The sequence below is a fragment of the Azoarcus indigens genome (genome assembly GCF_004361735.1).
Classification (GTDB): Bacteria; Pseudomonadota; Gammaproteobacteria; order Burkholderiales; family Rhodocyclaceae; genus Azoarcus; species Azoarcus indigens.
This window is the reverse complement of record NZ_SNVV01000009.1, coordinates 136,638-156,750: the sequence shown is the minus strand read 5'-3', so window position 1 is coordinate 156,750 and position 20,113 is coordinate 136,638. Positions and strand designations below refer to the sequence as shown.

General features: G+C 65.6%; 20 protein-coding genes and 1 tRNA gene. 10 read left to right on the top strand and 11 right to left on the bottom strand.

Annotation, left to right across the window (positions count from 1 at the left end; genetic code table 11):
* Positions 1-122 precede the first annotated feature (122 nt).
* From ftsZ to C7389_RS12190, 3 genes are all read left to right on the top strand, one after another.
* Positions 123-1,262: a cell division protein FtsZ gene (gene ftsZ / locus C7389_RS12200; RefSeq protein WP_133591751.1), complete on the top strand. Its 1,140-nt coding sequence runs from the start codon at positions 123-125 to the stop codon at positions 1,260-1,262.
* Positions 1,263-1,447: 185 nt separating this feature from the next.
* Positions 1,448-2,371, top strand: a complete 924-nt coding sequence (lpxC, locus tag C7389_RS12195) for a UDP-3-O-acyl-N-acetylglucosamine deacetylase (RefSeq protein WP_133591749.1) — start codon at positions 1,448-1,450, stop codon at positions 2,369-2,371.
* Positions 2,372-2,381: 10 nt separating this feature from the next.
* On the top strand, positions 2,382-2,570 hold the full coding sequence (locus C7389_RS12190) for a hypothetical protein (protein ID WP_133591747.1): 189 nt from the start codon (positions 2,382-2,384) through the stop codon (positions 2,568-2,570).
* Positions 2,571-2,593: 23 nt separating this feature from the next.
* On the opposite strand, the gene C7389_RS12185 is transcribed toward C7389_RS12190, so the two are convergent.
* Positions 2,594-3,028, bottom strand: coding sequence for a DciA family protein (locus C7389_RS12185; protein ID WP_133591745.1), 435 nt, complete (start codon positions 3,026-3,028; stop codon positions 2,594-2,596).
* A gap of 98 nt (positions 3,029-3,126) precedes the next feature.
* On the opposite strand from C7389_RS12185, the gene secA reads away from it, so the two are divergent.
* Both secA and argJ read left to right on the top strand, forming a co-directional pair.
* Entirely contained in the window at positions 3,127-5,847 is a 2,721-nt protein-coding gene (secA, locus tag C7389_RS12180) for a preprotein translocase subunit SecA (protein WP_133591743.1), read from the top strand.
* Between the two features lie 148 nt (positions 5,848-5,995).
* On the top strand, positions 5,996-7,234 hold the full coding sequence (argJ, locus tag C7389_RS12175) for a bifunctional glutamate N-acetyltransferase/amino-acid acetyltransferase ArgJ (protein ID WP_133591741.1): 1,239 nt from the start codon (positions 5,996-5,998) through the stop codon (positions 7,232-7,234).
* Between the two features lie 30 nt (positions 7,235-7,264).
* Here the strand turns inward: argJ and apaG are convergent, their stop codons facing one another.
* On the bottom strand, positions 7,265-7,648 hold the full coding sequence (gene apaG, locus C7389_RS12170; protein ID WP_133591739.1) for a Co2+/Mg2+ efflux protein ApaG: 384 nt from the start codon (positions 7,646-7,648) through the stop codon (positions 7,265-7,267).
* 168 nt (positions 7,649-7,816) lie between these two features.
* Between apaG and purB the strand changes: the two genes are divergently transcribed.
* Together purB and C7389_RS12160 are read left to right on the top strand one after the other, a co-directional pair.
* Entirely contained in the window at positions 7,817-9,193 is a 1,377-nt protein-coding gene (purB, locus tag C7389_RS12165) for an adenylosuccinate lyase (protein ID WP_133591737.1), read from the top strand.
* A 96-nt stretch (positions 9,194-9,289) separates the two neighbouring features.
* On the top strand, positions 9,290-9,607 hold the full coding sequence (locus tag C7389_RS12160; protein ID WP_133591735.1) for a DUF2322 family protein: 318 nt from the start codon (positions 9,290-9,292) through the stop codon (positions 9,605-9,607).
* Positions 9,608-9,698: 91 nt separating this feature from the next.
* Here the strand turns inward: C7389_RS12160 and secF are convergent, their stop codons facing one another.
* From secF to yajC, 3 genes are all read right to left on the bottom strand, one after another.
* A complete protein-coding gene (gene secF / locus C7389_RS12155) occupies positions 9,699-10,631 on the bottom strand; it encodes a protein translocase subunit SecF (RefSeq protein ID WP_133591733.1) in 933 nt (310 codons plus the stop codon).
* 24 nt (positions 10,632-10,655) lie between these two features.
* Positions 10,656-12,518, bottom strand: coding sequence for a protein translocase subunit SecD (gene secD / locus C7389_RS12150; RefSeq protein WP_133591731.1), 1,863 nt, complete (start codon positions 12,516-12,518; stop codon positions 10,656-10,658).
* A gap of 89 nt (positions 12,519-12,607) precedes the next feature.
* Positions 12,608-12,931 (bottom strand): preprotein translocase subunit YajC, encoded by a 324-nt coding sequence (yajC, locus tag C7389_RS12145; RefSeq protein WP_133591729.1) that lies wholly within the window; start codon positions 12,929-12,931, stop codon positions 12,608-12,610.
* 137 nt (positions 12,932-13,068) lie between these two features.
* On the opposite strand from yajC, the gene C7389_RS12140 reads away from it, so the two are divergent.
* On the top strand, positions 13,069-13,914 hold the full coding sequence (locus C7389_RS12140; RefSeq protein ID WP_246034731.1) for an HDOD domain-containing protein: 846 nt from the start codon (positions 13,069-13,071) through the stop codon (positions 13,912-13,914).
* A 12-nt stretch (positions 13,915-13,926) separates the two neighbouring features.
* Here C7389_RS12140 and tgt read toward each other — a convergent pair whose 3' ends face one another.
* Together tgt and queA are read right to left on the bottom strand one after the other, a co-directional pair.
* On the bottom strand, positions 13,927-15,039 hold the full coding sequence (gene tgt, locus C7389_RS12135) for a tRNA guanosine(34) transglycosylase Tgt (RefSeq protein ID WP_133591727.1): 1,113 nt from the start codon (positions 15,037-15,039) through the stop codon (positions 13,927-13,929).
* A complete protein-coding gene (gene queA, locus C7389_RS12130; RefSeq protein WP_133591725.1) occupies positions 15,029-16,063 on the bottom strand; it encodes a tRNA preQ1(34) S-adenosylmethionine ribosyltransferase-isomerase QueA in 1,035 nt (344 codons plus the stop codon). Before queA ends, tgt begins: the two co-directional genes overlap by 11 nt.
* 184 nt (positions 16,064-16,247) lie before the next feature.
* Here queA and C7389_RS12125 point away from each other — a divergent pair.
* Both C7389_RS12125 and C7389_RS12120 read left to right on the top strand, forming a co-directional pair.
* A tRNA-Leu gene (locus C7389_RS12125) sits at positions 16,248-16,334 on the top strand.
* A gap of 144 nt (positions 16,335-16,478) precedes the next feature.
* On the top strand, positions 16,479-17,501 hold the full coding sequence (locus tag C7389_RS12120; protein ID WP_133591723.1) for a tyrosine-type recombinase/integrase: 1,023 nt from the start codon (positions 16,479-16,481) through the stop codon (positions 17,499-17,501).
* Here C7389_RS12120 and C7389_RS12115 read toward each other — a convergent pair.
* Genes C7389_RS12115 through C7389_RS12100 form a run of 4 tightly spaced genes read right to left on the bottom strand, consistent with a single transcriptional unit; the run spans position 17,461 to position 20,109 of the window.
* Entirely contained in the window at positions 17,461-17,688 is a 228-nt protein-coding gene (locus C7389_RS12115; protein WP_211168275.1) for a helix-turn-helix domain-containing protein, read from the bottom strand. The two genes, C7389_RS12120 and C7389_RS12115, sit on opposite strands and share 41 nt — an antisense overlap.
* On the bottom strand, positions 17,685-17,996 hold the full coding sequence (locus C7389_RS12110) for a hypothetical protein (protein ID WP_133591721.1): 312 nt from the start codon (positions 17,994-17,996) through the stop codon (positions 17,685-17,687). Before C7389_RS12110 ends, C7389_RS12115 begins: the two co-directional genes overlap by 4 nt.
* Positions 17,993-18,187 carry a hypothetical protein gene (locus C7389_RS12105; protein ID WP_133591719.1) on the bottom strand — a complete coding sequence of 65 codons (195 nt, stop codon included), beginning with the start codon at positions 18,185-18,187 and terminating at the stop codon, positions 17,993-17,995. The genes C7389_RS12110 and C7389_RS12105 overlap by 4 nt, the downstream gene beginning before the upstream one ends.
* The gene (locus C7389_RS12100; RefSeq protein ID WP_133591717.1) at positions 18,184-20,109 is read right to left on the bottom strand and encodes a ParB/RepB/Spo0J family partition protein; all 1,926 of its coding nucleotides are present in this window, start codon (positions 20,107-20,109) and stop codon (positions 18,184-18,186) included. Before C7389_RS12100 ends, C7389_RS12105 begins: the two co-directional genes overlap by 4 nt.
* Positions 20,110-20,113 lie beyond the last annotated feature (4 nt).

Here is a 20,113-nt window from a genome sequence, read left to right as displayed (position 1 = left end):
TCATTTGAATGATTACCTGTTGCTGATGCCGTATTTAGTAGTAGACTTTTCTGCTAGTACTAGATCTGGGTCGGTCGGGTATTCGAAGCGTAGCAGGGCCGTTTATCAAGGAGGCGAGGCATATGTTTGAAATCGTTGAGAAGGAACCGACCGGAACCGTGATCAAGGTGATCGGCGTCGGCGGCGCGGGTGGCAACGCGGTGGATCACATGATCCGCGAGGGCGTGCAGGGTGTGCAGTTCATCGCCGCCAACACCGACGCCCAGGCGCTGAGCCGCTGCCTGGCTCCGACCAAGCTGCAGCTGGGCTCCAGCGGCCTGGGCGCCGGCTCCAAGCCGGAGGCGGGTCGCGCTGCGGCGCAGGATTCGCGCGAAGCCATCATGGAAGCGCTGGAAGGCGCCCACATGTGCTTCATCACTGGCGGCATGGGCGGTGGCACCGGCACCGGTGCCGCGCCCGTGGTGGCCGAGGTGGCGAAGGAAATGGGCGTGCTGACGGTGGCTGTGGTCACCAAGCCCTTCGACTTCGAGAACCGCCTGCGCGTGGCCGAGAGCGGCGTCGAGGAGCTGACCCGCAACGTCGACTCCCTGATCGTGGTGCTCAACGACAAGCTGCTGGAAGTGTTCGGCGACGACGCCGGCTTCGAGGAGTGCTTCCGCTCCGCCGACAACGTGCTGCGTTCCGCGGTCGGTGGCATTGCCGAGATCATCAATGTGCCGGGCCTGGTGAACGTGGACTTCCAGGACGTGCGCACCGCGATGGCCGAGATGGGCCGTGCGATGATGGGCTCCGCCGAAGCCTCCGGCATGGACCGCGCCCGCATTGCCGCCGAGCAGGCCGCGGTGTCCCCGCTGCTGGAAGGCACCGAGCTTTCCGGCGCGCGCTGCGTACTGATCAACATCACCGCCAGCAAGTCGCTGAAGATGTCCGAAGTGCGCGACGCGGTGAAGACGGTGCAGGCTTTCGCCGCGCCGGAAGCCTTCGTCAAGTACGGTACCGTGTTCGACGAGTCGATGGACGACCGCATCCGCATCACCGTGGTCGCCACCGGCCTGGGCACGCCGCGCTCCGCTCGCCAGCCGGTCATGCAAGTGGTGCAAGGCACCGGGACTTATGGTCCGGCTGTTGGTGGTGTCGACATGAACAACCTGGACGTGCCGGCAGTGATCCGCAGCGGCCGCCGTACCACGGTTGAGGCGATGAGCACGAACGGCATGGGCACCTACGACATCCCGGCCTTTCTGCGTCGCCAGGCCGACTGAGCCTTTCCGCTCGACGGCCTGTCCGACGACGGGCGTTTGCAGGAGCCGCCGCCTCCGGTTCCTGCGAACGCCCGTCTCCGTTTTTTCCTGCGCGCCCGTGACGGGCTGCGGGCTAGCCGGTCCGGGCTGCGGGGTTGCATCAGGGGCCGCGTGTTAGAATCGCGCCCTTACAGGACGGCAACAAAATGATCAAGCAGCGCACCCTCAAATCGGCAGTCAAGGCGACTGGCGTCGGTCTGCATGGCGGCAGAAAGGTCAATCTGACCCTGCGCCCGGCCGCGCCGGACACCGGCATCGTGTTCCATCGCGTCGATCTCAACCCGCCGCTGGACTTGCCGGCCGATCCCTACTCGGTGTGCGACACCCGGATGTGCTCCGGCCTGGAGAAGGGCGGCGAGAAGGTGGGCACGGTGGAACACCTGATGTCCGCGCTGGCCGGCCTGGGCATAGACAACCTGCATGTGGATGTCGATGCGCCGGAAATTCCCATCCTGGATGGCAGCTCCGGCCCCTTCGTCTTCCTGCTTCAGTCCGCCGGCATCGAGGAGCAACCCAAGCCCAAGCGCTTCATGCGGGTGAAGAAGGCGGTCGAGTACCGCGAGGGCGACAAATGGGTGCGCCTGGAGCCTTATGAAGGTTTCCGCCTGGATTTCTCCATCGTCTTCAACCATCCCGCCATCGACAGCACCGCGACCTCGGTGACGGTGGATTTCGCCGAGCACTCCTACGTGCGCGATGTTGCCCGTGCACGCACCTTCGGTTTCATGCAGGACGTGGAGTTCATGCGTGCCAACGGCCTCGCGCTGGGCGGCAGCCTGGACAACGCCATCGTGATGGACGAGTACCGCGTGCTCAATGCCGATGGCCTCCGTTATGCGGACGAGTTCGTGAAGCACAAGGTGCTGGACGCCATCGGCGATCTCTACCTCTGCCGCCACCCCTTGCTCGCCGCCTACTCGGCACACAAGGCCGGCCACGCGCTGAACAACCAGATCCTCCGCGTCCTGCTGGAGGATGCTTCCGCCTGGGAACTGGTGAGTTTCGAGCAGGAGGCGGCAACGCCCGCCGCGGTGGCGCACCAGTTCGCCCCGGTAGCGTTGGCGGCTTGAACAGCCCAGCATGTTGATCCTGCGCCTCTGTGCAGTGCTGGTCGCGCTGGGCATCGGCGGCTCGCTGCTGCTCTGGCTGTTCACCGGTAACCCGCGCTACCGGCGCTGGGCCTGGAACATGTTCCGGGCCGGCGTCGTGGTGCTCTTCGTCTTCCTGGCCTTGTTCGCGCTGGAGCGGGTGCTGGCGCCCATGCTCTGAGGCTGGCGACGCGCTGCGGGGGCTCAGCCTTCCTTGCTGCGCCTGGCCAGCCGCTCCAGCGAGATCCGCAGCGGCGAATCCGGCGGCAGCGTGGCGGCGAAGTCGGTGAGGGTGTTGCGTGCTTCGGCGGATATCCGGCGGTCCACCGGTGGCTTTACCCAGGGCTGCTGCTGGGGCGTGGCCACTTTCACCTTGATGTCGCTGATCATGTGGCCCGCGCGGGCCAGATGTTCGATCAGGCTGGGCGCCATCTGCTTCAGCCTCACCGCGACCGCGCCGCCATCGGCGCTTATCACCAAAGTCTGATCCTTGAGGTTGGCCACCCGGCAGGCGGAGGCCAGTTGCGGCGGCAGGCCGCGGGCGAGCGCGTTCTGCAGGCGCAGCAGCCGGGCTGCATGGTCCTGCAGCCTCGCCAGGGCGTCGCCGCTGCCCAGGTAGCCTTGAAGAAGTCGCGTCATCGGATGGGTATCGGGAGGAAGGTCGCTCAGAGAGCGGATTTGCCCGACATGATAAACTCGCCGCTTTGCCGAATCGACGACGAACGTCACTCCCACACATGATCTCCGGTCTGCTCAAGAAAATCTTCGGTAGTCGCAACGACCGCCTGGTCCGCCAGTATTCCCAGAAAGTGCGGCGGATCAACGAACTGGAGCCGGAAATCTCTGCGCTTTCTGACGAGGCGCTGCGGGGCAAGACCAACGAATTCCGCCAGCGCCTGGCCCAGGGCGAGACGCTGGACGCGCTGCTGCCGGAAGCCTTCGCCGTGGTCCGCGAGGCCGGCAAGCGGGTGCACGGCATGCGCCACTTCGACGTCCAGCTGATCGGCGGCATGGTGCTGCACGACGGCAAGATCTCCGAAATGCGCACTGGCGAAGGCAAGACACTGATGGCGACCTTGCCCGCCTACCTGAATGCGCTGGCCGGCAAGGGCGTGCACGTCATCACGGTGAACGACTACCTCGCTTCCCGCGATGCCGAGTGGATGGGCCGCATCTACGGCTTCCTCGGCCTCACCACCGGCTGCAACCTCTCGCGCATGGCGCATGCCGAGAAGCAGGCCGCCTACGCAGCGGACATCACCTACGGCACCAACAACGAGTTCGGCTTCGACTACCTGCGCGACAACATGGTCTATGCGCTGTCGGAGCGGGTGCAGCGCGGCCTGAACTTCGCCATCGTCGACGAGGTGGACTCCATCCTGATCGACGAAGCGCGTACGCCGCTGATCATCTCCGGCCAGGCCGAGGATCACACCGAGCTCTATCTGAAGATGAACCAGGTGGCGCCGCTGTTGAAGAAGCAGGAAGGCGAGGGCGACAACGTCACCGATCCGGGCGACTACACGGTGGATCTCAAGGCGCACCAGGTGCTGCTGACCGAGCAGGGTCACGAGAATGCCGAGCAGATCATGGTGCGCATGGGCCTGCTGGCCGAAGGCGCCGGCCTGTACGAGCCGGGGAACATCCTGCTTGTGCATCACCTCTACGCCGCCCTGCGGGCGCATGCGCTGTACCACAAGGATCAGCACTACGTGGTACAGAACGGCGAAGTCGTCATCGTCGATGAATTCACCGGCCGCCTGATGGCAGGCCGTCGCTGGTCCGACGGCCTGCACCAGGCTGTGGAGGCCAAGGAAGGCGTGCGCATCCAGGCCGAGAACCAGACACTGGCCTCCATCACCTTCCAGAACTACTTCCGCATGTACGCCAAGCTGGCGGGCATGACCGGCACGGCGGATACCGAGGCCTTCGAGTTCCACTCCATCTACAGCCTGGAGACGGTGGTCATCCCGACCAACCGGCCGACCCAGCGCAAGGACGAGAACGACAAGGTCTACCGCACCGCCAAGGAGAAGTGGGATGCGGTGATCGCCGACATCCAGGACTGCGTCAAGCGCGGCCAGCCGGTGCTGGTGGGCACCACCTCCATCGAGACCAACGAATACCTGTCCGCGCTGCTGAAGAAGGCCAAGGTCGAGCACCAGGTGCTCAATGCCAAGCAGCACGATCGCGAGGCGGAAATCATCACCGAGGCCGGCCGCCCCGGCGTGGTCACCATTGCCACCAACATGGCCGGCCGCGGCACAGACATCGTGCTCGGCGGCAACATCGACAAGCTGGTGAGCGCGGTGCGTGATGATGCCAGCCTGCCGGACGAGCGCAAGGAAGCGCGCATCGCCGAGCTGCGCAGCGAATGGAAGAAGGTGCATGACCAGGTGCTGGCCGCTGGCGGCCTGCACATCATAGGCACCGAGCGCCACGAGTCCCGTCGCATCGACAACCAGCTGCGTGGCCGCTCCGGCCGCCAGGGCGATCCGGGCTCCAGCCGCTTCTACCTGTCGCTGGAAGATCCGTTGATGAAGATCTTCGCCGGCGAGCGCCTCAACGCCATCATGGTGCGGTTGAAGATGCCCGAGGGCGAGGCCATCGAGCACGGCATGGTCACCCGCTCGTTGGAGTCCGCCCAGCGCAAGGTGGAGCAGCGCAACTTCGACATCCGCAAGCAGTTGCTGGAATACGACGATGTCGCCAACGACCAGCGCAAGGTCATCTACCAGCAGCGCAACGAACTGCTGGAAAGCGAGAACATCTCCGAAACCATCAACGCCATGCGCCAGGGCGTGCTCAGCGACGTGTTCCGTACCTATGTGCCGCAGGAAAGCGTCGAGGAGCAGTGGGACCTGGCGGCGCTGGAGCAGGTGCTGGCCTCGGACTTCGGCCTCAAGCTGCCGCTGACCGAACTGGCCAAGGCCGAGCAGGAGCTGGACGACGAGTCGCTGCTGAGGCGCATCATTGACGCGGCGGAGGAGAGCTACGCCGCCAAGGTCGCCCAGGTGGACGTCGCCGCCTGGCAGCAGTTTGAGCGCAACGTCATGCTGCAGAGCCTGGACACCCACTGGCGTGAGCACCTGGCGGCACTGGACCATCTGCGTCAGGGCATCCACCTGCGCGGTTACGCGCAGAAGAACCCCAAGCAGGAATACAAGCGCGAGGCCTTCGAGTTGTTCGAGAGCCTGCTGGATATGGTGCGCAACGACGTCACCAAGCTGCTGATGACGGTGCAGATCCGCACCGAGAGCCAGCTGGAAGAGGTGGAGCCGCCGGCCGAGATGGAGAACGTGCAATACCATCACGCCGACTACGACGAAGCGTTGGCGGCGGCGAATGCCGAGACGGGTGCTCAGCCGGCAGTGTCCGGGCCCAAGGTCGGCCGCAATGATCCTTGCCCCTGCGGCTCCGGCAAGAAGTACAAGCACTGCCACGGCAAGCTGAACTGATACCGCGGACGGCCCTTCGGGGCCGTCTTGCATTAGTCGCTCCGGCGGCCGCCTGCGGGCGGCGACCGGAATCCGCTATCATCCTCGACCCCATTCCGGCACGCCTTTGCTGCGTCCCCCTGTTGCGTCTTTTTCTCCGGAGAATCGCATGGCCGTCAATCTGAGCACCCCGAATCCCGCCGATCTGCTGCCTGTTCCCGGCGTTCGCCTCGGCGTCGCCGAAGCGGGCATCCGCAAGGCCAATCGACGCGACCTGACGGTGCTCGAGCTGGCCGAGGGTAGCCGGGTGGCCGGCGTTTTCACCAAGAACCGCTTCTGCGCCGCGCCAGTGCAACTGTGCAAGGAGCACCTGCCCCAGGGCGGCATCCGTGCGCTGGTGATCAACACCGGTGTGGCGAATGCGGGCACCGGCGAAAGCGGTCTCGCCCATGCGCGCCAGACCTGCGCTGCACTGGCCACCGAACTGGGCGTGGCGCCGCAACAGGTGCTGCCCTTCTCCACCGGCGTGATCCTGGAGCCGCTGCCGGTGGACCGGCTGGTGGCTGGCCTGCCGAAGGCCGTCGGCGCGCTTAGGACGGACGGTTGGTTCGACGCCGCGCACGCCATCATGACCACCGACACGCTGGCCAAGGCAGTGTCCGCCCAGGTCCAGATCGGCGGTCGCAGTGTCACGCTGACCGGCATGAGCAAGGGCGCCGGCATGATCAAGCCCAACATGGCTACCATGCTGGGCTACGTAGCCTGCGACGCGGCGGTGAGCCAGCCGCTGCTGGACGAACTGGTGAAGGAGGCGGCGGATCTGTCCTTCAACAGCATCACGGTGGATGGCGATACCTCCACCAACGACTCCTTCATTCTCATCGCCACCGGTCAGGCGGGCAACGCAGAGATCGTCGATGCCGCGGGCGCGGACTACAAGGCGCTGCGCGACGCCGTGGTATCGGTCGCGATCCGCCTCGCCCAGGCCATCGTGCGTGATGGCGAGGGTGCGACCAAGTTCATGACCATCGCGGTGGAGGGCGGCCGCAGCCGCGAGGAATGCCGCCAGGTGGCATACGCGGTGGCGCAGTCGCCGCTGGTGAAGACCGCCTTCTTCGCTTCCGATCCCAACCTCGGCCGCATCCTGGCTGCCGTCGGCTATGCCGGCGTGGATGACCTGGACGTTTCCGCCCTGCGGGTCTGGCTAGGCAATCCGGACGAGTCGGTGTTGGTGGCGGAGCATGGCGGCCGCGCCGGCAGCTACAAGGAAGAAGCCGGTGCGCGCATCATGGCGCACGCCGAACTCACGGTGCGCATCGACCTCGCGCGAGGCGACAGCGCCGCCACCGTGTGGACCTGCGATTTCTCCTACGACTACGTGAAGATCAACGCCGACTACCGTTCCTGAGCGCGAACCCGCGCCGGCCGCGTTGCTGCGTCAGTGCAGCACGCGCGGCATTGCCAGCACGAAGGTCGGGATCTCGGCGTTGAAGCGGTGGCCGTCGGCGGCGGTCATCTGGTAGCTGCCGTGCATGGTGCCCACCGCGGTTTCCAGCACGCAGCCGCTGGTGTATTCGAAAGTCTCACCCGGGGCCAGCGTCGGCTGTTCGCCCACTACGCCCTGGCCGTGTACTTCCTGCACATGGCCGGTACCGTCGGTGATGATCCAGTGGCGGCTCAGCAGCTGGGCGCCGACCTTGCCGACGTTGCGGATGGTGATGTGGTAGGCGAAGACGTAATGATCGTCGTCCGGATTGGACTGCTCTTCCACGAACTCGGCGACGGCTTCGACCTCGATCCTGTAGTTGTCCGATGTACTCACTCGCTTGCCTGTGTCTTGATGAAGGGGAGTGCCGGGAAGCAGGCTGCGCCTGCCAGCCTAGGCGTCTTTCTCCAGCAAGAATTCTGCCCGCCGACGCCCGGTCTGTTTTTTGCCCGCCGCGTGGCGGAGCCTCGGCGGTAAAATAGCATTTTGTCCGGAAGTTCTGTCATGTCCCTCGCTGTGCCCTCCGCCCTTACCGCACTGTCTCCGCTCGATGGCCGTTACCACGGCAAGGTTTCGAGCCTGAGGGACCATTTTTCCGAGCACGGCCTCATCCGCAACCGTGTCCGCGTCGAAGTCGAGTGGCTGAAGGCGCTGGCGGCCGAGCCGAGGCTGGCGGAGATTGCGCCTTTTTCTGCGGCCACCATCGCCGAACTGGACGAAGTGGTGGCCACTTTCGCGCCGGCGGACGGTGAGGCGGTCAAGGCCATCGAGGCCACGACCAACCACGACGTGAAGGCGATGGAGTACTGGCTCAAGAAGCGCCTGGGCCACAATGCCGAAGTGATGAAGGTGTCGGAATTCATCCATTTCGCCTGCACCTCGGAGGACATCAACAACACCTCCCACGCGCTGATGCTGAAGGCCGGCCGAGACGAGGTGCTGCTGCCGGCGCTGGATGCGGTGATCGCCCGTTTCCGTGAGCTCGCACACCAGCATGCGGCGCTGCCCATGCTGTCGCGCACTCATGGCCAGCCAGCCAGCCCGACTACGCTGGGCAAGGAGATGGCCAATATCGCCGCCCGCCTGCTGCGCGCCCGCGCAAGCATTGCCGCGGTGGCGCTCACCGCCAAGTTCAACGGCGCGGTCGGCAACTACAACGCCCACCTCTCCGCCTGGCCCGAGTTCGACTGGGAAGGCTTCAACCGCCGTTTCGTCGAGTCCCTCGGCCTGAGCTTCAACGCCTACACCATCCAGATCGAGCCGCACGACACCATGGCCGAGCTGTTCGACGCCATCGCGCGACTGAACACCATCCTGATCGACGCCTGCCGCGACATCTGGATGTACATCTCCTTCGGTTACTTCAAGCAGCGCCTGAAGGAGGGCGAGGTCGGCTCCTCCACCATGCCGCACAAGGTCAATCCGATCGACTTCGAGAACGCCGAGGGCAACCTCGGCATCTCTACCGCCATCCTGCGCCACTTCTCCGACAAGCTGCCGATCTCCCGCATGCAGCGCGACCTCACCGACTCCACCGTGCTGCGCAATATGGGCATCGGTTTCGGCCACACCGTGCTGGCGCTGGACAGCGCGCTGCGCGGCCTGGGCAAGCTGGAGGCGGACCCGCAGCGCCTGGCGTCCGACCTGGACGAATGCTGGGAGGTGCTGGCTGAGCCGGTGCAGACGGTAATGCGCCGCTTCGCCATCGAAAACCCCTACGAACAGCTGAAGGCGATGACCCGCGGCAAGGGCATTACCCGCGATGCCCTGCATGAGTTCATCCGCAGCCTGGCCATTCCGGAGGCTGACCGCGAGCGCTTGCTGGCGATGACGCCGGCAAGCTACATCGGCAAGGCGATCGAACTCGCCCGGGCCATCTGAACCGTCGGCCGCCGGCGTTCACGCCGCGCAGCCCCCTTTATTCCGGCGCCCCGCCCTGACGGCCGGGCGCCGTTTCCATTCCGACGAGGAGCATCCATGGCCTTTGCCGAAAACCTCAAGCAGCTGCCCGGCGTTTCCCACCTGGCGGCGATCAACCTGCTCAACGACGCTGGCGAAGTGCTGGCGACGATAGAGAACAAGCCTGGCCAGGCCGGTTCCCTGGCGGTGTACAACCACTTGGCGCAGTTGCATGGCGCGATCACGCCGGAAGCGGCGCGCAAGGGCCTGGAACTGTACGCCGAGCACACCGAGGACGCCCGCCTGAACCCGGGCAAGCATCCCAACATCGACCGCCTGATCGGGCTGATCGAGCGCGGCGAGACGATGAAGGTGAAGCAAGTCTTCGCCATCTGAGTGTTCGCCGTCTGCTGCTTCAGGCGGGGTGTGAGGCAAACAAAAGGGGCGCCCCGGCGCCCCTTTTTTCTCGTCCGGCGAATCCGGTGGATCAGACCACTGCCTCCTCCTTCTCCTTCTTCACCTTGATGAACTGCTCACGGGAGACGCCCAGCCACATCGCCAGCGGACTGGCGACCAGTACCGAGGAGTAGATGCCGAAGCAGATGCCGATGGTCAGCGCCATGGCGAAGTAGTGCAGCGTCTCGCCGCCGAACAGCAGCATGGAGAGCACCATCATCTGGGTGCTGCCGTGGGTGATCACGGTACGCGAGATGGTGCTGGTGATGGCGTGGTTGAGCACTTCCGGTGTGCTCATGTTGCGCTTCTTGCGGAAGGTTTCCCGCACGCGATCGAACACCACTACCGATTCGTTCACCGAATAGCCCAGCACCGCCAGTGTCGCCGCCAGCACCGCCAGCGAGAACTCCCACTGGAAGAAGGCGAAGAAGCCGAGGATGATGACAACGTCGTGCAGGTTGGCAATGATGGTGGCCACGCCCAGGCGCCACTCGAAGCGCATCGCCAGATAGACCACGATGCCGAAGATCACCAGCAGCAGCGCCATCGCACCGTCGCTGGCGAGTTCCTTGCCCACCTGCGGGCCGACGAACTCCACCCGGCGCAACTCCGGCTGCTGGGCGGATGCCTTTTGCAGCGTGCCCATGACGCGCTCGGCCAGGCCGTTGCTGTCGGCGCCTTCCTTGTTCGGCAGCCGGATCATGATGTCGCGGGCGCTGCCGAAGTTCTGCACCAGGGTATCGGTGTAGCCGTCGGCTGCCAGCGCCTCGCGCAGCGGCTCCAGCGGCTGGGCCTCGGCATAGGTCACTTCGAGCACGGTACCGCCGGTGAACTCCACCGACAGGTTCAGGCCGCGGGTGGCCAGGAAGAACACCGCCAGCAGGAAGGTGAGCAACGAGATGACGTTGAACACCAGCGCATGGCGCATGAAGGGGTAATCCTTCTTGATGCGGAAAAATTCCATGATTGCTTGTCCTCTTTTCCGCGATCAGTTGCCCGGCTTCCAGACCTGGCCGATGGAGAGTTTGTCGATCTTGCGGCGGCGGCCGTAGATCCCGTTGATCAGCATCCGCGACACCAGGATGGCGCTGAACATGGAGGTCAGCAGGCCCAGGCAGTGCACCACCGCAAAGCCGCGCACAGGACCGGAGCCGAACACCAGCAGCGCGATGCCGGCGATCAGGCTGGTGACGTTGGAGTCCAGGATGGTGCCGAAGGCCCGGTCGTAGCCGGCGGCGATGGCCGCTTGCGGGCTGGAGCCGTTGCGCAGTTCCTCGCGGATGCGCTCGTTGATCAGCACGTTGGCGTCGATCGCCATACCCAGCGTCAGTGCCATGGCGGCGATGCCAGGCAGCGTCAGCGTGGCCTGCAGCAAGGAGAGCAGCGCTACCAGCAGCAGCAGGTTGGCCGCCAGCGAGATGGTGGAAACCAGTCCGAACAGTGCGTAGTAGATGCACATGAACACCGCGATGGCGATGAAGCCCCACAGCGTGGAGTGGAAGCCCTTGGAGATGTTGTCCGCGCCAAGGCTGGGGCCGACGGTGCGCTCCTCGATGATCTCCATCGGCGCGGCCAGGCTGCCGGCGCGCAGCAGCAGGGCGACGTCGGTGGCCTCGGTCGTGCTCATGCGGCCGGAGATCTGCACCCGGCCGCCGCCGATCTCGGTGCGGATCACTGGTGCGGTCACCACTTCGCCCTTGCCCTTCTCGATCAGCAGGATGGCCATGCGCTTGCCCACGTTCTCGCGGGTCAGGTCGCGGAAGATGCGGGCGCCGGCGGCGTCCAGGGTGAGGTGAACCGCCGGCTCGTGGGTCTGGCCGTCGAAGCCGGGCTGGGCATCGGTGAGGCGGTCGCCGGTCAGCACCACCTGCTTCTTCACCAGCAGCGGCAGGCCGCCACGTTCGGTGTAGAGCTCGGTGCCGAAGGGCACGTTGCCGGCCATCGCCTGTTCCAGCGCGCCCGGGGTGTCGTCCACCATGCGTACTTCCAGGGTGGCGGTGCGGCCGAGGATGTCCTTGGCCTTGGCCACGTCCTGCACGCCGGGCAGCTGCACCACGATGCGTTCTGCGCCCTGCTGCTGGATCACCGGCTCGGCGACGCCCAGTTCGTTGATGCGGTTGTGCAGGGTGCCAATGTTCTGCTTGATGGCGAAATCGCGCATCGTCTGCAGCGCCTGCGGCGTCAGCGTGGCGACGAGGCGGAAATCGCCGGCGCCGTCGTCGCGGTTGGCGAGCTGCAGGTCGGCGGTGGAGGCCTGGATCGCGCTGCGCGCGGCGTCGCGCTCGGCTTCGCTGCGGAAGCGGATATGCACGCTTTCGCCTTCGCGGTTGATGCCGGCATGGCGGACGTTCTTGTCGCGCAGCACGGTGCGCAGATCGCCGCTCAAGGAGTCCAGGCGCTTGGTCAGCGCGCCCGGCATGTCCACCTGCAGCAGGAAGTGCACGCCGCCGCGCAGGTCGAGGCCGAGGTACATCGGCAGCGCATGGATGGCGGTGAGCCAGGAGGGCGAGGCCGGCAGCAGGTTCAGCGCGACGACATAGCCGGGATCTTGCGGATCGGGGTTCAGGGCACGCTCGATGGCGTCCTTGGCGCGGATCTGCTCGTCAGTGCCGGCGAAGCGGGCGCGCACGCTGGTGGCGTCGGAGAAAATGCCCTGGCTGTCGATGCCGGCTTCACGCAGGGCGTTGGCGACGCGGTCGGTCGCGGCGGCCGGGTCCAGCTTGACGGTGGCCTTGGCGCTGGAAACTTGGACTGCGGGTACCTCGCCATAGAAATTCGGCAGGGTGTAGATCAGGCCCCAAAGGAGAATCAGGCCGATCAGTAGGTTCTTCCAGAGTGGATAGCGATTCATCGTAGACGAGGTAGGCAGGCTTGGAGCTGTTCGGGAGGACCAGGGCTGGCCGCGGAAACGGGCGCCCCGGCCCGTTTCCGCCCGGCGGATTACAGCGCCTTCAGCGTGCCCTTCGGCAGCACGGTGGCGACGGCTTGTTTCTGGACGATGATGTTGACCTTCTCGGCGACTTCGAGGTGAACGAAGCCGTCGCCGATCTCGGCAACGCGGCCGGCGATGCCACCCTGGGTCACGACTTCGTCGCCCTTGGACAGCGCTTCCACCATGGCCTTGTGCTCTTTGGCGCGCTTCATCTGCGGACGGATCATCAGGAACCAGAGCACCACGAACATCAGGATCAGCGGCAGGATGCCCATCAGGCCTCCGGTCGGATCCTGGCCGGCGGCCTGGGCGTAAGCGTTGGAAATCAGCACGGTCTACTCCAGAGTTTGCAAAAAGCGGTCGATTATAGCAGCAGCGTTTTTTCCCTTGCCCTGAGCGGCTTGCAGCCGCGCTTGAGGCGAGGGCGGAATGCTCCGACAATGTGCGCTGCAATATGTTCGGAGCACGCGTGGTGATCGACGAAGAGAAGACGCTGGAGGAACTGGTGGGGCGGGGAATCCGCATACCGCCCCAGCCGGACATTTTGGTCGAGTTGAGTGCGCGCCTGCAGGATGGGGACTACGACGCCGCCTCCCTGGCCGCCCTGATTTCACGCGATGCCGCAATTGCCGCCATGCTGTTCAAGGTGGCGCGTAGCCCGCTTTTCTCCCGCGGGCGAGCGCCGGACAACCTCGAGCAGGTGCTGGTGCGACTGGGGCTGAAGCAGACGATCAATTTGGCGCGTGCGGTTGCCCTGTCGGCCAGGATCCCCGAAGGCAGCAAGGCCATCCTGCACCGTTTCTGGACCCGCTCCCGCGAGATTGCCCAACTGGCAGCGCTGGTCGCGGAAGACCGGGTATCGGTATGCAACGTTTTCCCCGACCAGGCCTATATGGCGGGAATCTTCCTGGAGTGCGGGGTGCCCGTGCTGATGCAGCGCTTTCCGGACTACGCCGCCGGCCTGCTCAGCAGCGGGAGCTTCGACCTGCCCAGCGTCAAGGACGAAGACCAGCGCTTCAACGTCGATCACTGCACCATCGGCTATCTGGTGGCGCGACACTGGCGGCTGCCGGATTTCGTCGCCCAGGCCATCCTGCACCACTATGAGATTCCGCGCGAAGAACTGGGCGCGGTGCGCACCGTGGTGGCCATCCTGCAACTGGCCATCCATTGCCACCATGGCATCAACGGCACCGAGAACAGGGTGTGGTACCGGGTTGGCGCCGAAGCCCTGAACGAACTCGGCCTGCACCCCGATGGCCTGAGCGAGTTCCTGGACGAGATCCGCGAGGCCTTCCACGCCCGCGGCGTGTAGGAGGACCTCCGCTCAGGCGGTGCCGCGGGCGCGGTCCGCCGCGAATCGCTGACGGAAGCCGTCGAAGTCGCCGGCGGCGATGGCTTCCCGGATTTCCGCCGTCAGGACCTGGTAATAGCGCAGGTTGTGGATGGTGTTCAGCATGCTGCCGAGGATTTCCCCGGTGCGATGCAGGTGGTGCAGGTAGGCGCGGCTGAAGTTGCGGCAGGCATAGCAGTCGCAACTCGGATCCAGCGGCCGGGGATCGGCCTTGTGCACCGCGTTCTTGATCTTCAGGTCGCCGTAGCGGGTAAACAGCCAGCCGTTGCGGGCATTGCGGGTGGGCATCACGCAGTCGAACATGTCGATGCCGGCCGCCACGCCGGCGACGATGTCTTCCGGCGTACCGACGCCCATCAGGTAGCGCGGCTTTTCCCGCGGCAGGCGCGGCGCGGTGTGCGCCAGGATGCGTGCCATGTCTTCCTTGGGCTCGCCCACCGAGAGGCCGCCGATGGCGAAGCCGTGAAAGCCGATCTCCTGCAGCGCTGCCAGGGACTCGTCCCGCAGGTCCTCATACATCCCGCCCTGGACGATGCCGAAAAGCGCATTGGCGTTGCCAAGGCGGTCGAACTCGTCGCGGGAGCGGCGTGCCCAGCGCTGGGACAGGCGCATCGACTTGGCCGCTTCGTCCCGGCTGGCGGGGTAGGGCGTGCACTCGTCGAAGATCATCACCACGTCGGAATTGAGCGTGTGCTGGATCTGCATGGAGACTTCCGGCGTCAGGAACAGGCGGGCGCCATCTATCGGGCTGGCAAACTTCACGCCCTCCTCGCTGATCTTGCGCAGCGCCCCTAGGCTGAACACCTGGAAACCACCGGAATCGGTGAGGATGGGTTTGTCCCAGCCCATGAAGCGATGCAGGCCGCCATGGGCGGCGACCACTTCCAGTCCCGGCCGCAGCCACAGGTGGAAGGTGTTGCCCAGGCAGATGCTGGCGCCGATGTCGTTCAGTGCGGCGGGCGTCATCGCCTTCACCGTGCCATAGGTTCCCACCGGCATGAAAACGGGCGTTTCCACCGTGCCATGGGCGAGGGTGAGGCGGCCGCGGCGGGCGCTGCCGTCGCTGGCGAGGAGATCAAAGTTCATCGTTGCGGCTCAGGAACATGGCGTCGCCATAGCTGAAGAAGCGGTAGCGCTGGGCAACGGCGTGGGCGTAGGCGCGGCGGATGGGCGCCATGCCGGCGAAGGCCGAAACCAGCATCAGCAGGGTGGACTTCGGCAGGTGGAAATTGGTGATCAGCGCATCGGCAACCTGGAAGCGGAAGCCGGGCAGGATGAAGATCTCGGTCTCCGCCGCGCCGGCACGCAACTCGCCGCCCTGCGCCGCGCCTTCCAGGGCGCGCAGTGAGGTGGTGCCCACGGCGATTACCCTGCCGCCTGCGGCGCGGGTGCGGGCGATGGCGTCGGCGGTTTCCTGCGGGATCACATAGTGCTCGCGGTGCATGCGGTGCTCGGAGAGGTCGTCCACCCGCACCGGCTGGAAGGTCCCGGCGCCCACATGCAGCGTCAGCCAGGCGAAGTCCGCCCCCCTCGCCTTCAAACCGGCCATTACCGCGTCGTCGAAATGCAGGCCGGCGGTGGGGGCGGCGACCGAGCCGGGGTGGCGGGCGAACACCGTCTGGTAGCGGGCTTCGTCATCTTCGCCTGGCTTGCGTTCAATATACGGCGGCAGCGGCAGGCTGCCGTGCCGCTCCAGCAGGTCGAACAGCGCCTGCTCCGCCGGGAAGCGCAGGTGGTAGAACTCGCCACTGCGGCCGAGCACCTCTACATCGAAGGCCCCCGCGAGGCGCAGTCGGCTGCCGGCCTTGGGGGATTTGCTGGCACGTATCTGCGCCAGCGCCTCATGCGGACCAACCGCCCGCTCTATCAGGACTTCGACCTGTCCCCCGCTTGCCTTGACGCCATGCAGACGCGCATGGATGACGCGTGTGTCATTGAAAACGAAAAGGTCGCCGGGGCGGACCAGCGCCGGCAAGTCCGAGAAGCTGCGGTCCACCAGGTTCTCGAGCTGGACTTCCAGCAGACGGCTGGCGCTGCGCGTGGGCAGGGGCGCCTGCGCGATCAGTTCGGGCGGAAGGAAATAATCGAAGTCGTTGAGCGTCAGAGACATCTTGCTTGCTGCGGAAGGGGGGATTCGAGGATAATGCGCGCCTTCGCAACCGGCAGGCACTTCCTGCGGCCACCCCGGGCGGAACCGGCAATTCTAGCATTGCCGGCTTTGCGGCGAAAACAAGGCCGGGCGGCGACAGTCCCGGCCAGCCTCCACGGCAAGCGTTCCGGCTTGCCGATCCCGGGCCGGGATGGCGGAATCGGTAGACGCAGCGGACTCAAAATCCGCCGCTGGCGACAGTGTGAGGGTTCGAGTCCCTCTCCCGGCACCAAGAACCTTAGCAAATTGCAGCGCCGAAAGTATCAATCGTTTCATTTCAGGCACTTAGCGGCCTGCCGTGAAACGTAATTGACGCGTGGTTACGCAATTTGCACAATGCCATTCCCCATTTTTTCCCCGCAGCACTCCCCACGGAATGGCATCCATCAAACCGACGGCCAAGGGCTACCGCGTCCAGGTCTATGTCAAAGGGGTCCGAGATTCGGCCTCGTTTCGCACCAAGCGTGAGGCTGAGGCCTGGGGCGCCAGGCGCGAAACTGAGATCCGAGAGGCTTCGGCCTCGCCGGCGCCGCCTGGGCAGCGCGTCACGCTGCGGGAAGTCATGGCCCGCTACGGGGAAGAGGTGTCGCCAACCAAGCGGGGGTGTCGCTGGGAGCTGCTGCGGTTGGGCATGCTCGGCGACATGCCCGAGCTGCGCGCTGATGAGCCGGTCGCGGCGCTGTCGGCGGAAAGGCTGGGGCAGTGGCGGGACGCTCGGCTGCGAACTGTCCAGTCCAGTACGGTCATCCGAGAGGCTAATCTCTTGGGGGCGCTGCTGGAGCACGCGCGGCGCGAATGGCGGCTCATTGACATCAACCCCATGCGCGACATGCGCCGCCCCAGGGCGCCCGATCACCGAGAGATTGTGATTACCCGGCGGCAGATCCGGGCGATGTTGAAGGCGCTGGACTATCGCCCGTCGCGGCCGCCGACGTCGGCCCGGCATGCGGTGGCGGCCTCGTTCCTGGTGGCGCTACGCACGGGGATGCGTGCGGGCGAGATAGCTGGATTGCAATGGAGCCGGGTGCATGGCGATTACTGCAGCCTGGACCGGACAAAGACCACCCCGCGGAAGGTGCCATTGCCCTACGGGGCGCGCCGCGTTGTCGAGTGGATGCGGGGGTGGGATGAGGAATTTGTGTTTGGCGTCAATCGCGCATCGCTGGACGCCCTCTTCCGAAAGTACCGCGACCGGGCGGGGCTGAGTGGCTTTACCTTCCACGATTCGCGGCACACCGCGGCGACCTGGTTGGCCAGGCGCCTCGATGTGCTGGATCTGTGCAAGATGTTTGGCTGGAAGAGCCCCAAACAGGCGCTGACTTACTACAACCCCACCGCGTCGGACATCGCACAGCGGCTTACGAGCGGTCGGCGGCCAGCACGCGATCAATCTCGCTGATCGGGATCAGGCCGCAGCCGTTAAGGCGCAGGGTGCCGGCGCGCACCATGCGCGACACGGTGGCGCGCGAGATGCCGAGCATTTCTGCCGCCTGGCTCTGCGTTACCTGGGGCGGCCGAGGGTGGGATTCAGCGTAAGCGCGGATGGCTTCCAGCACCACCGCGCGAACTTCGGTGCTTGCCATCATCCTTGGCCCCCAGCCTTGCGGGGCTCGGCGGCTTCCAGGGCGGCCGCGCAAGCAGCAATGCTGTCCTGCACCTTGAGCGGGTCGCAGTGCTCTACGGCGTCGCGCATCAACTGCCGGCACGCCAGGCTGACCTGCCGCATCGCTTCCTGCGCGGACTGGTGCTGCTTGCAGGCCTCGGCGATGGCCTCCTTGGCGTCCTCCAGGACGGATTGGATGTGGCGCTGGCTGCAGGTCGCTGCGATGGTGGCTGGGTCGATCTTGCTCCAGCGGCCGGCGATTGCGGTAACGTCCTTGGCGTCCTGGCTCATTCCCACACTCCCTGCAGCCAGGCGTCTATGCGCGGCGCCGCGATGCGGCGGTTCCGCTCCCGCTCCGTCTCGTTCGTGACGCTGCAGAGGGGCATCTCCTCGCCGTCGCGCTTCAGATGCGTCCATTCCGCGCCGTCGAAGTTGCAGTGGATGCATACCGCGTCATAGTCCCATTCGTGCCTGGTGCTCATGCCCGCACCTCCTGCTGCCCCTGCGTAGCCGTTCCGCCGGCGCCGAGTTCGGGGAAGGCCTCGGCGATCATGTCTATCGTGCGCGTGTCGCGCTCGGCATCGTCGCCGGCGCTGGTGGTCGCGGCGGTCTTCTCCTTCCTCTTGGCCGGGCTTGCCCGGCCACTATCCTTCGCCTTTTCCTTCGGTTTTTTCGCCGCGGTAGCGGCCTCTTTCTTGCCTTTTCCGGCGGAGGTTTTCCCGCTTGCCGGCGCAGCTTTTTTCGCGCGAGCGGGTTTCGCGGGCGCGGGTTCGGCGGGGGGAGCAACCGCCGCCGGCGCAGCCTGGGGAGGGGTAGGAGTGGTTTTCGGCGCTGTTTCGGCCGCAGTGAAGGCGGGCTGTCCGCCTTGCACTTCCGCGCGTACCTGGTCGATGTCGATCCCGTAAAGCGCGGCGAGGTTGGCGAGGCCTTCCGGCATATCGTGGGATTCCTCGTTCCAATAGGCCGCGCGCCAGGTGGAACTATCCAGCACGTCGGCCTCGATCAAGAGGCCGAGTATCCGGGTGGGCGGTGCGCTATTGAGCCAGGTGAGCATGGCCTCTATTGCTTGCTCTTGGTCGCCTTCGTGGGCGTCTGGTGCATAGTGCTTCGCCGTATCCTCATCCAGTCCCATTTCGAGCAGATGGTGGCGGGCGATGGTCATCAGGGCGGCTCGCAGGTCGATCTCTGCCACCCTGCAGGCCGTCCGGATCCGCCCCACGATTTCTTCACGCACTTCGTTTTCCTGCTCGATCTTCCGTTCTTTCGCGGCCCGTTCGGCTTGCCGCTGCTCGCGTTCCGCTACCACCGCCGGCGGCTCGTCCGCCGCCGCTGCGCGGTCCAGCTCCCAAAGCGACTCGCGCCCCACGCACTCCACCAGCTCGCCCGTCCGGACGTCCTCAATCCAGGTGTGTGGCACGGTGTCCAGGCGGTCGCCGTAGGCCTCGGTAACGGTCTGACGCTTCCCCTGGAGCCAGTCTTCGCGCGCCACCGGGATGTATCCGTTATGGATATACAGATCGGTGCCGCTCGGGGCGACGTTGCGCGCCTCGGCGCCGATCAATACCCGCTGGCCTTGCGCGCTGAGCTGTTCCGCCCGGCGCAACAGGTGTGCAGAGCGCTTGCCCGCGAAGCACTCCTGGTTGGTGCAGACGTCTGGACTGATATCCGCGTGCTGCTCGCGGTCCGTGCTGGAGTTGGAGGCGCAGCCCAGGCACGCCGGCAGGCCGGCGAAGGCCTCATCCAGCGGCCAGCTGGCCCGCTCCAGCTGCAGCATGTAGTTGTTTTCCTGCAGGTGCCTTGCTGCCTGGCGGGCGGACATATCGGCAGCGACAATGCAGGCGGTGGCCCGCGCTTGCAGGTCGGCGGTCGGAAGGCGGGCGATCAATAGGGCAACGCTGGCTTTGATCTGCCCCGCCCTGAAAGCCTCGCGCGGCGCCTCGGTCATGTCGCACAGCTTGAGGCGCGAGTAGATGTAGGCGCGGCTTCTGCCCACCTTCTCGGCCAGCTGGTCGGCCGTATAGCCGTAGTCGCGCATCATGAGGGCGTAGCCCTCGGCCTCTTCCAACTCGGAGACTTCTTCGCGCTGCAGGTTTTCGATTACCTGGATCTCCACAACCTGGCGCGTGCTCAGATCCCGGATGATCGCGGGGATGTCGGGGGCGTTGGCGAGCACTGAGGCGCGGTAGCGCCGCTCTCCGGCCACAATCTCATAGGCCGGGCGCGTGTCGCGGCCGGCGGGTGTCTCGTACTCGTCCGGCCAGGCGCGGACAATGATCGGCTCGATGACGCCGTGGTCGCGGATGGTTTCTGCGAGTTCGGCGAGCCGCGCCGGGTCGAAATACTTGCGGGGGTTGGTCGGGCTCCCGGCGAGGCCGGACAGTTCGAGATGGATGAATTCGGCCATGTCT

Coding starts and splice junctions, on each gene's coding strand:
- tgt (WP_133591727.1), bottom strand. CDS start 15,039: ATGAACTTTGATCTCCTCGCCAGCGACGGCAGCGCCCGCCGCGGCCGC.
- purB (WP_133591737.1), top strand. CDS start 7,817: ATGTCCCTCGCTGTGCCCTCCGCCCTTACCGCACTGTCTCCGCTCGAT.
- C7389_RS12185 (WP_133591745.1), bottom strand. CDS start 3,028: ATGACGCGACTTCTTCAAGGCTACCTGGGCAGCGGCGACGCCCTGGCG.
- C7389_RS12115 (WP_211168275.1), bottom strand. CDS start 17,688: ATGATGGCAAGCACCGAAGTTCGCGCGGTGGTGCTGGAAGCCATCCGC.
- C7389_RS12120 (WP_133591723.1), top strand. CDS start 16,479: ATGGCATCCATCAAACCGACGGCCAAGGGCTACCGCGTCCAGGTCTAT.
- lpxC (WP_133591749.1), top strand. CDS start 1,448: ATGATCAAGCAGCGCACCCTCAAATCGGCAGTCAAGGCGACTGGCGTC.
- secD (WP_133591731.1), bottom strand. CDS start 12,518: ATGAATCGCTATCCACTCTGGAAGAACCTACTGATCGGCCTGATTCTC.
- secA (WP_133591743.1), top strand. CDS start 3,127: ATGATCTCCGGTCTGCTCAAGAAAATCTTCGGTAGTCGCAACGACCGC.
- C7389_RS12160 (WP_133591735.1), top strand. CDS start 9,290: ATGGCCTTTGCCGAAAACCTCAAGCAGCTGCCCGGCGTTTCCCACCTG.
- ftsZ (WP_133591751.1), top strand. CDS start 123: ATGTTTGAAATCGTTGAGAAGGAACCGACCGGAACCGTGATCAAGGTG.
- C7389_RS12100 (WP_133591717.1), bottom strand. CDS start 20,109: ATGGCCGAATTCATCCATCTCGAACTGTCCGGCCTCGCCGGGAGCCCG.
- argJ (WP_133591741.1), top strand. CDS start 5,996: ATGGCCGTCAATCTGAGCACCCCGAATCCCGCCGATCTGCTGCCTGTT.
- queA (WP_133591725.1), bottom strand. CDS start 16,063: ATGTCTCTGACGCTCAACGACTTCGATTATTTCCTTCCGCCCGAACTG.
- secF (WP_133591733.1), bottom strand. CDS start 10,631: ATGGAATTTTTCCGCATCAAGAAGGATTACCCCTTCATGCGCCATGCG.
- C7389_RS12190 (WP_133591747.1), top strand. CDS start 2,382: ATGTTGATCCTGCGCCTCTGTGCAGTGCTGGTCGCGCTGGGCATCGGC.
- C7389_RS12105 (WP_133591719.1), bottom strand. CDS start 18,187: ATGAGCACCAGGCACGAATGGGACTATGACGCGGTATGCATCCACTGC.
- C7389_RS12110 (WP_133591721.1), bottom strand. CDS start 17,996: ATGAGCCAGGACGCCAAGGACGTTACCGCAATCGCCGGCCGCTGGAGC.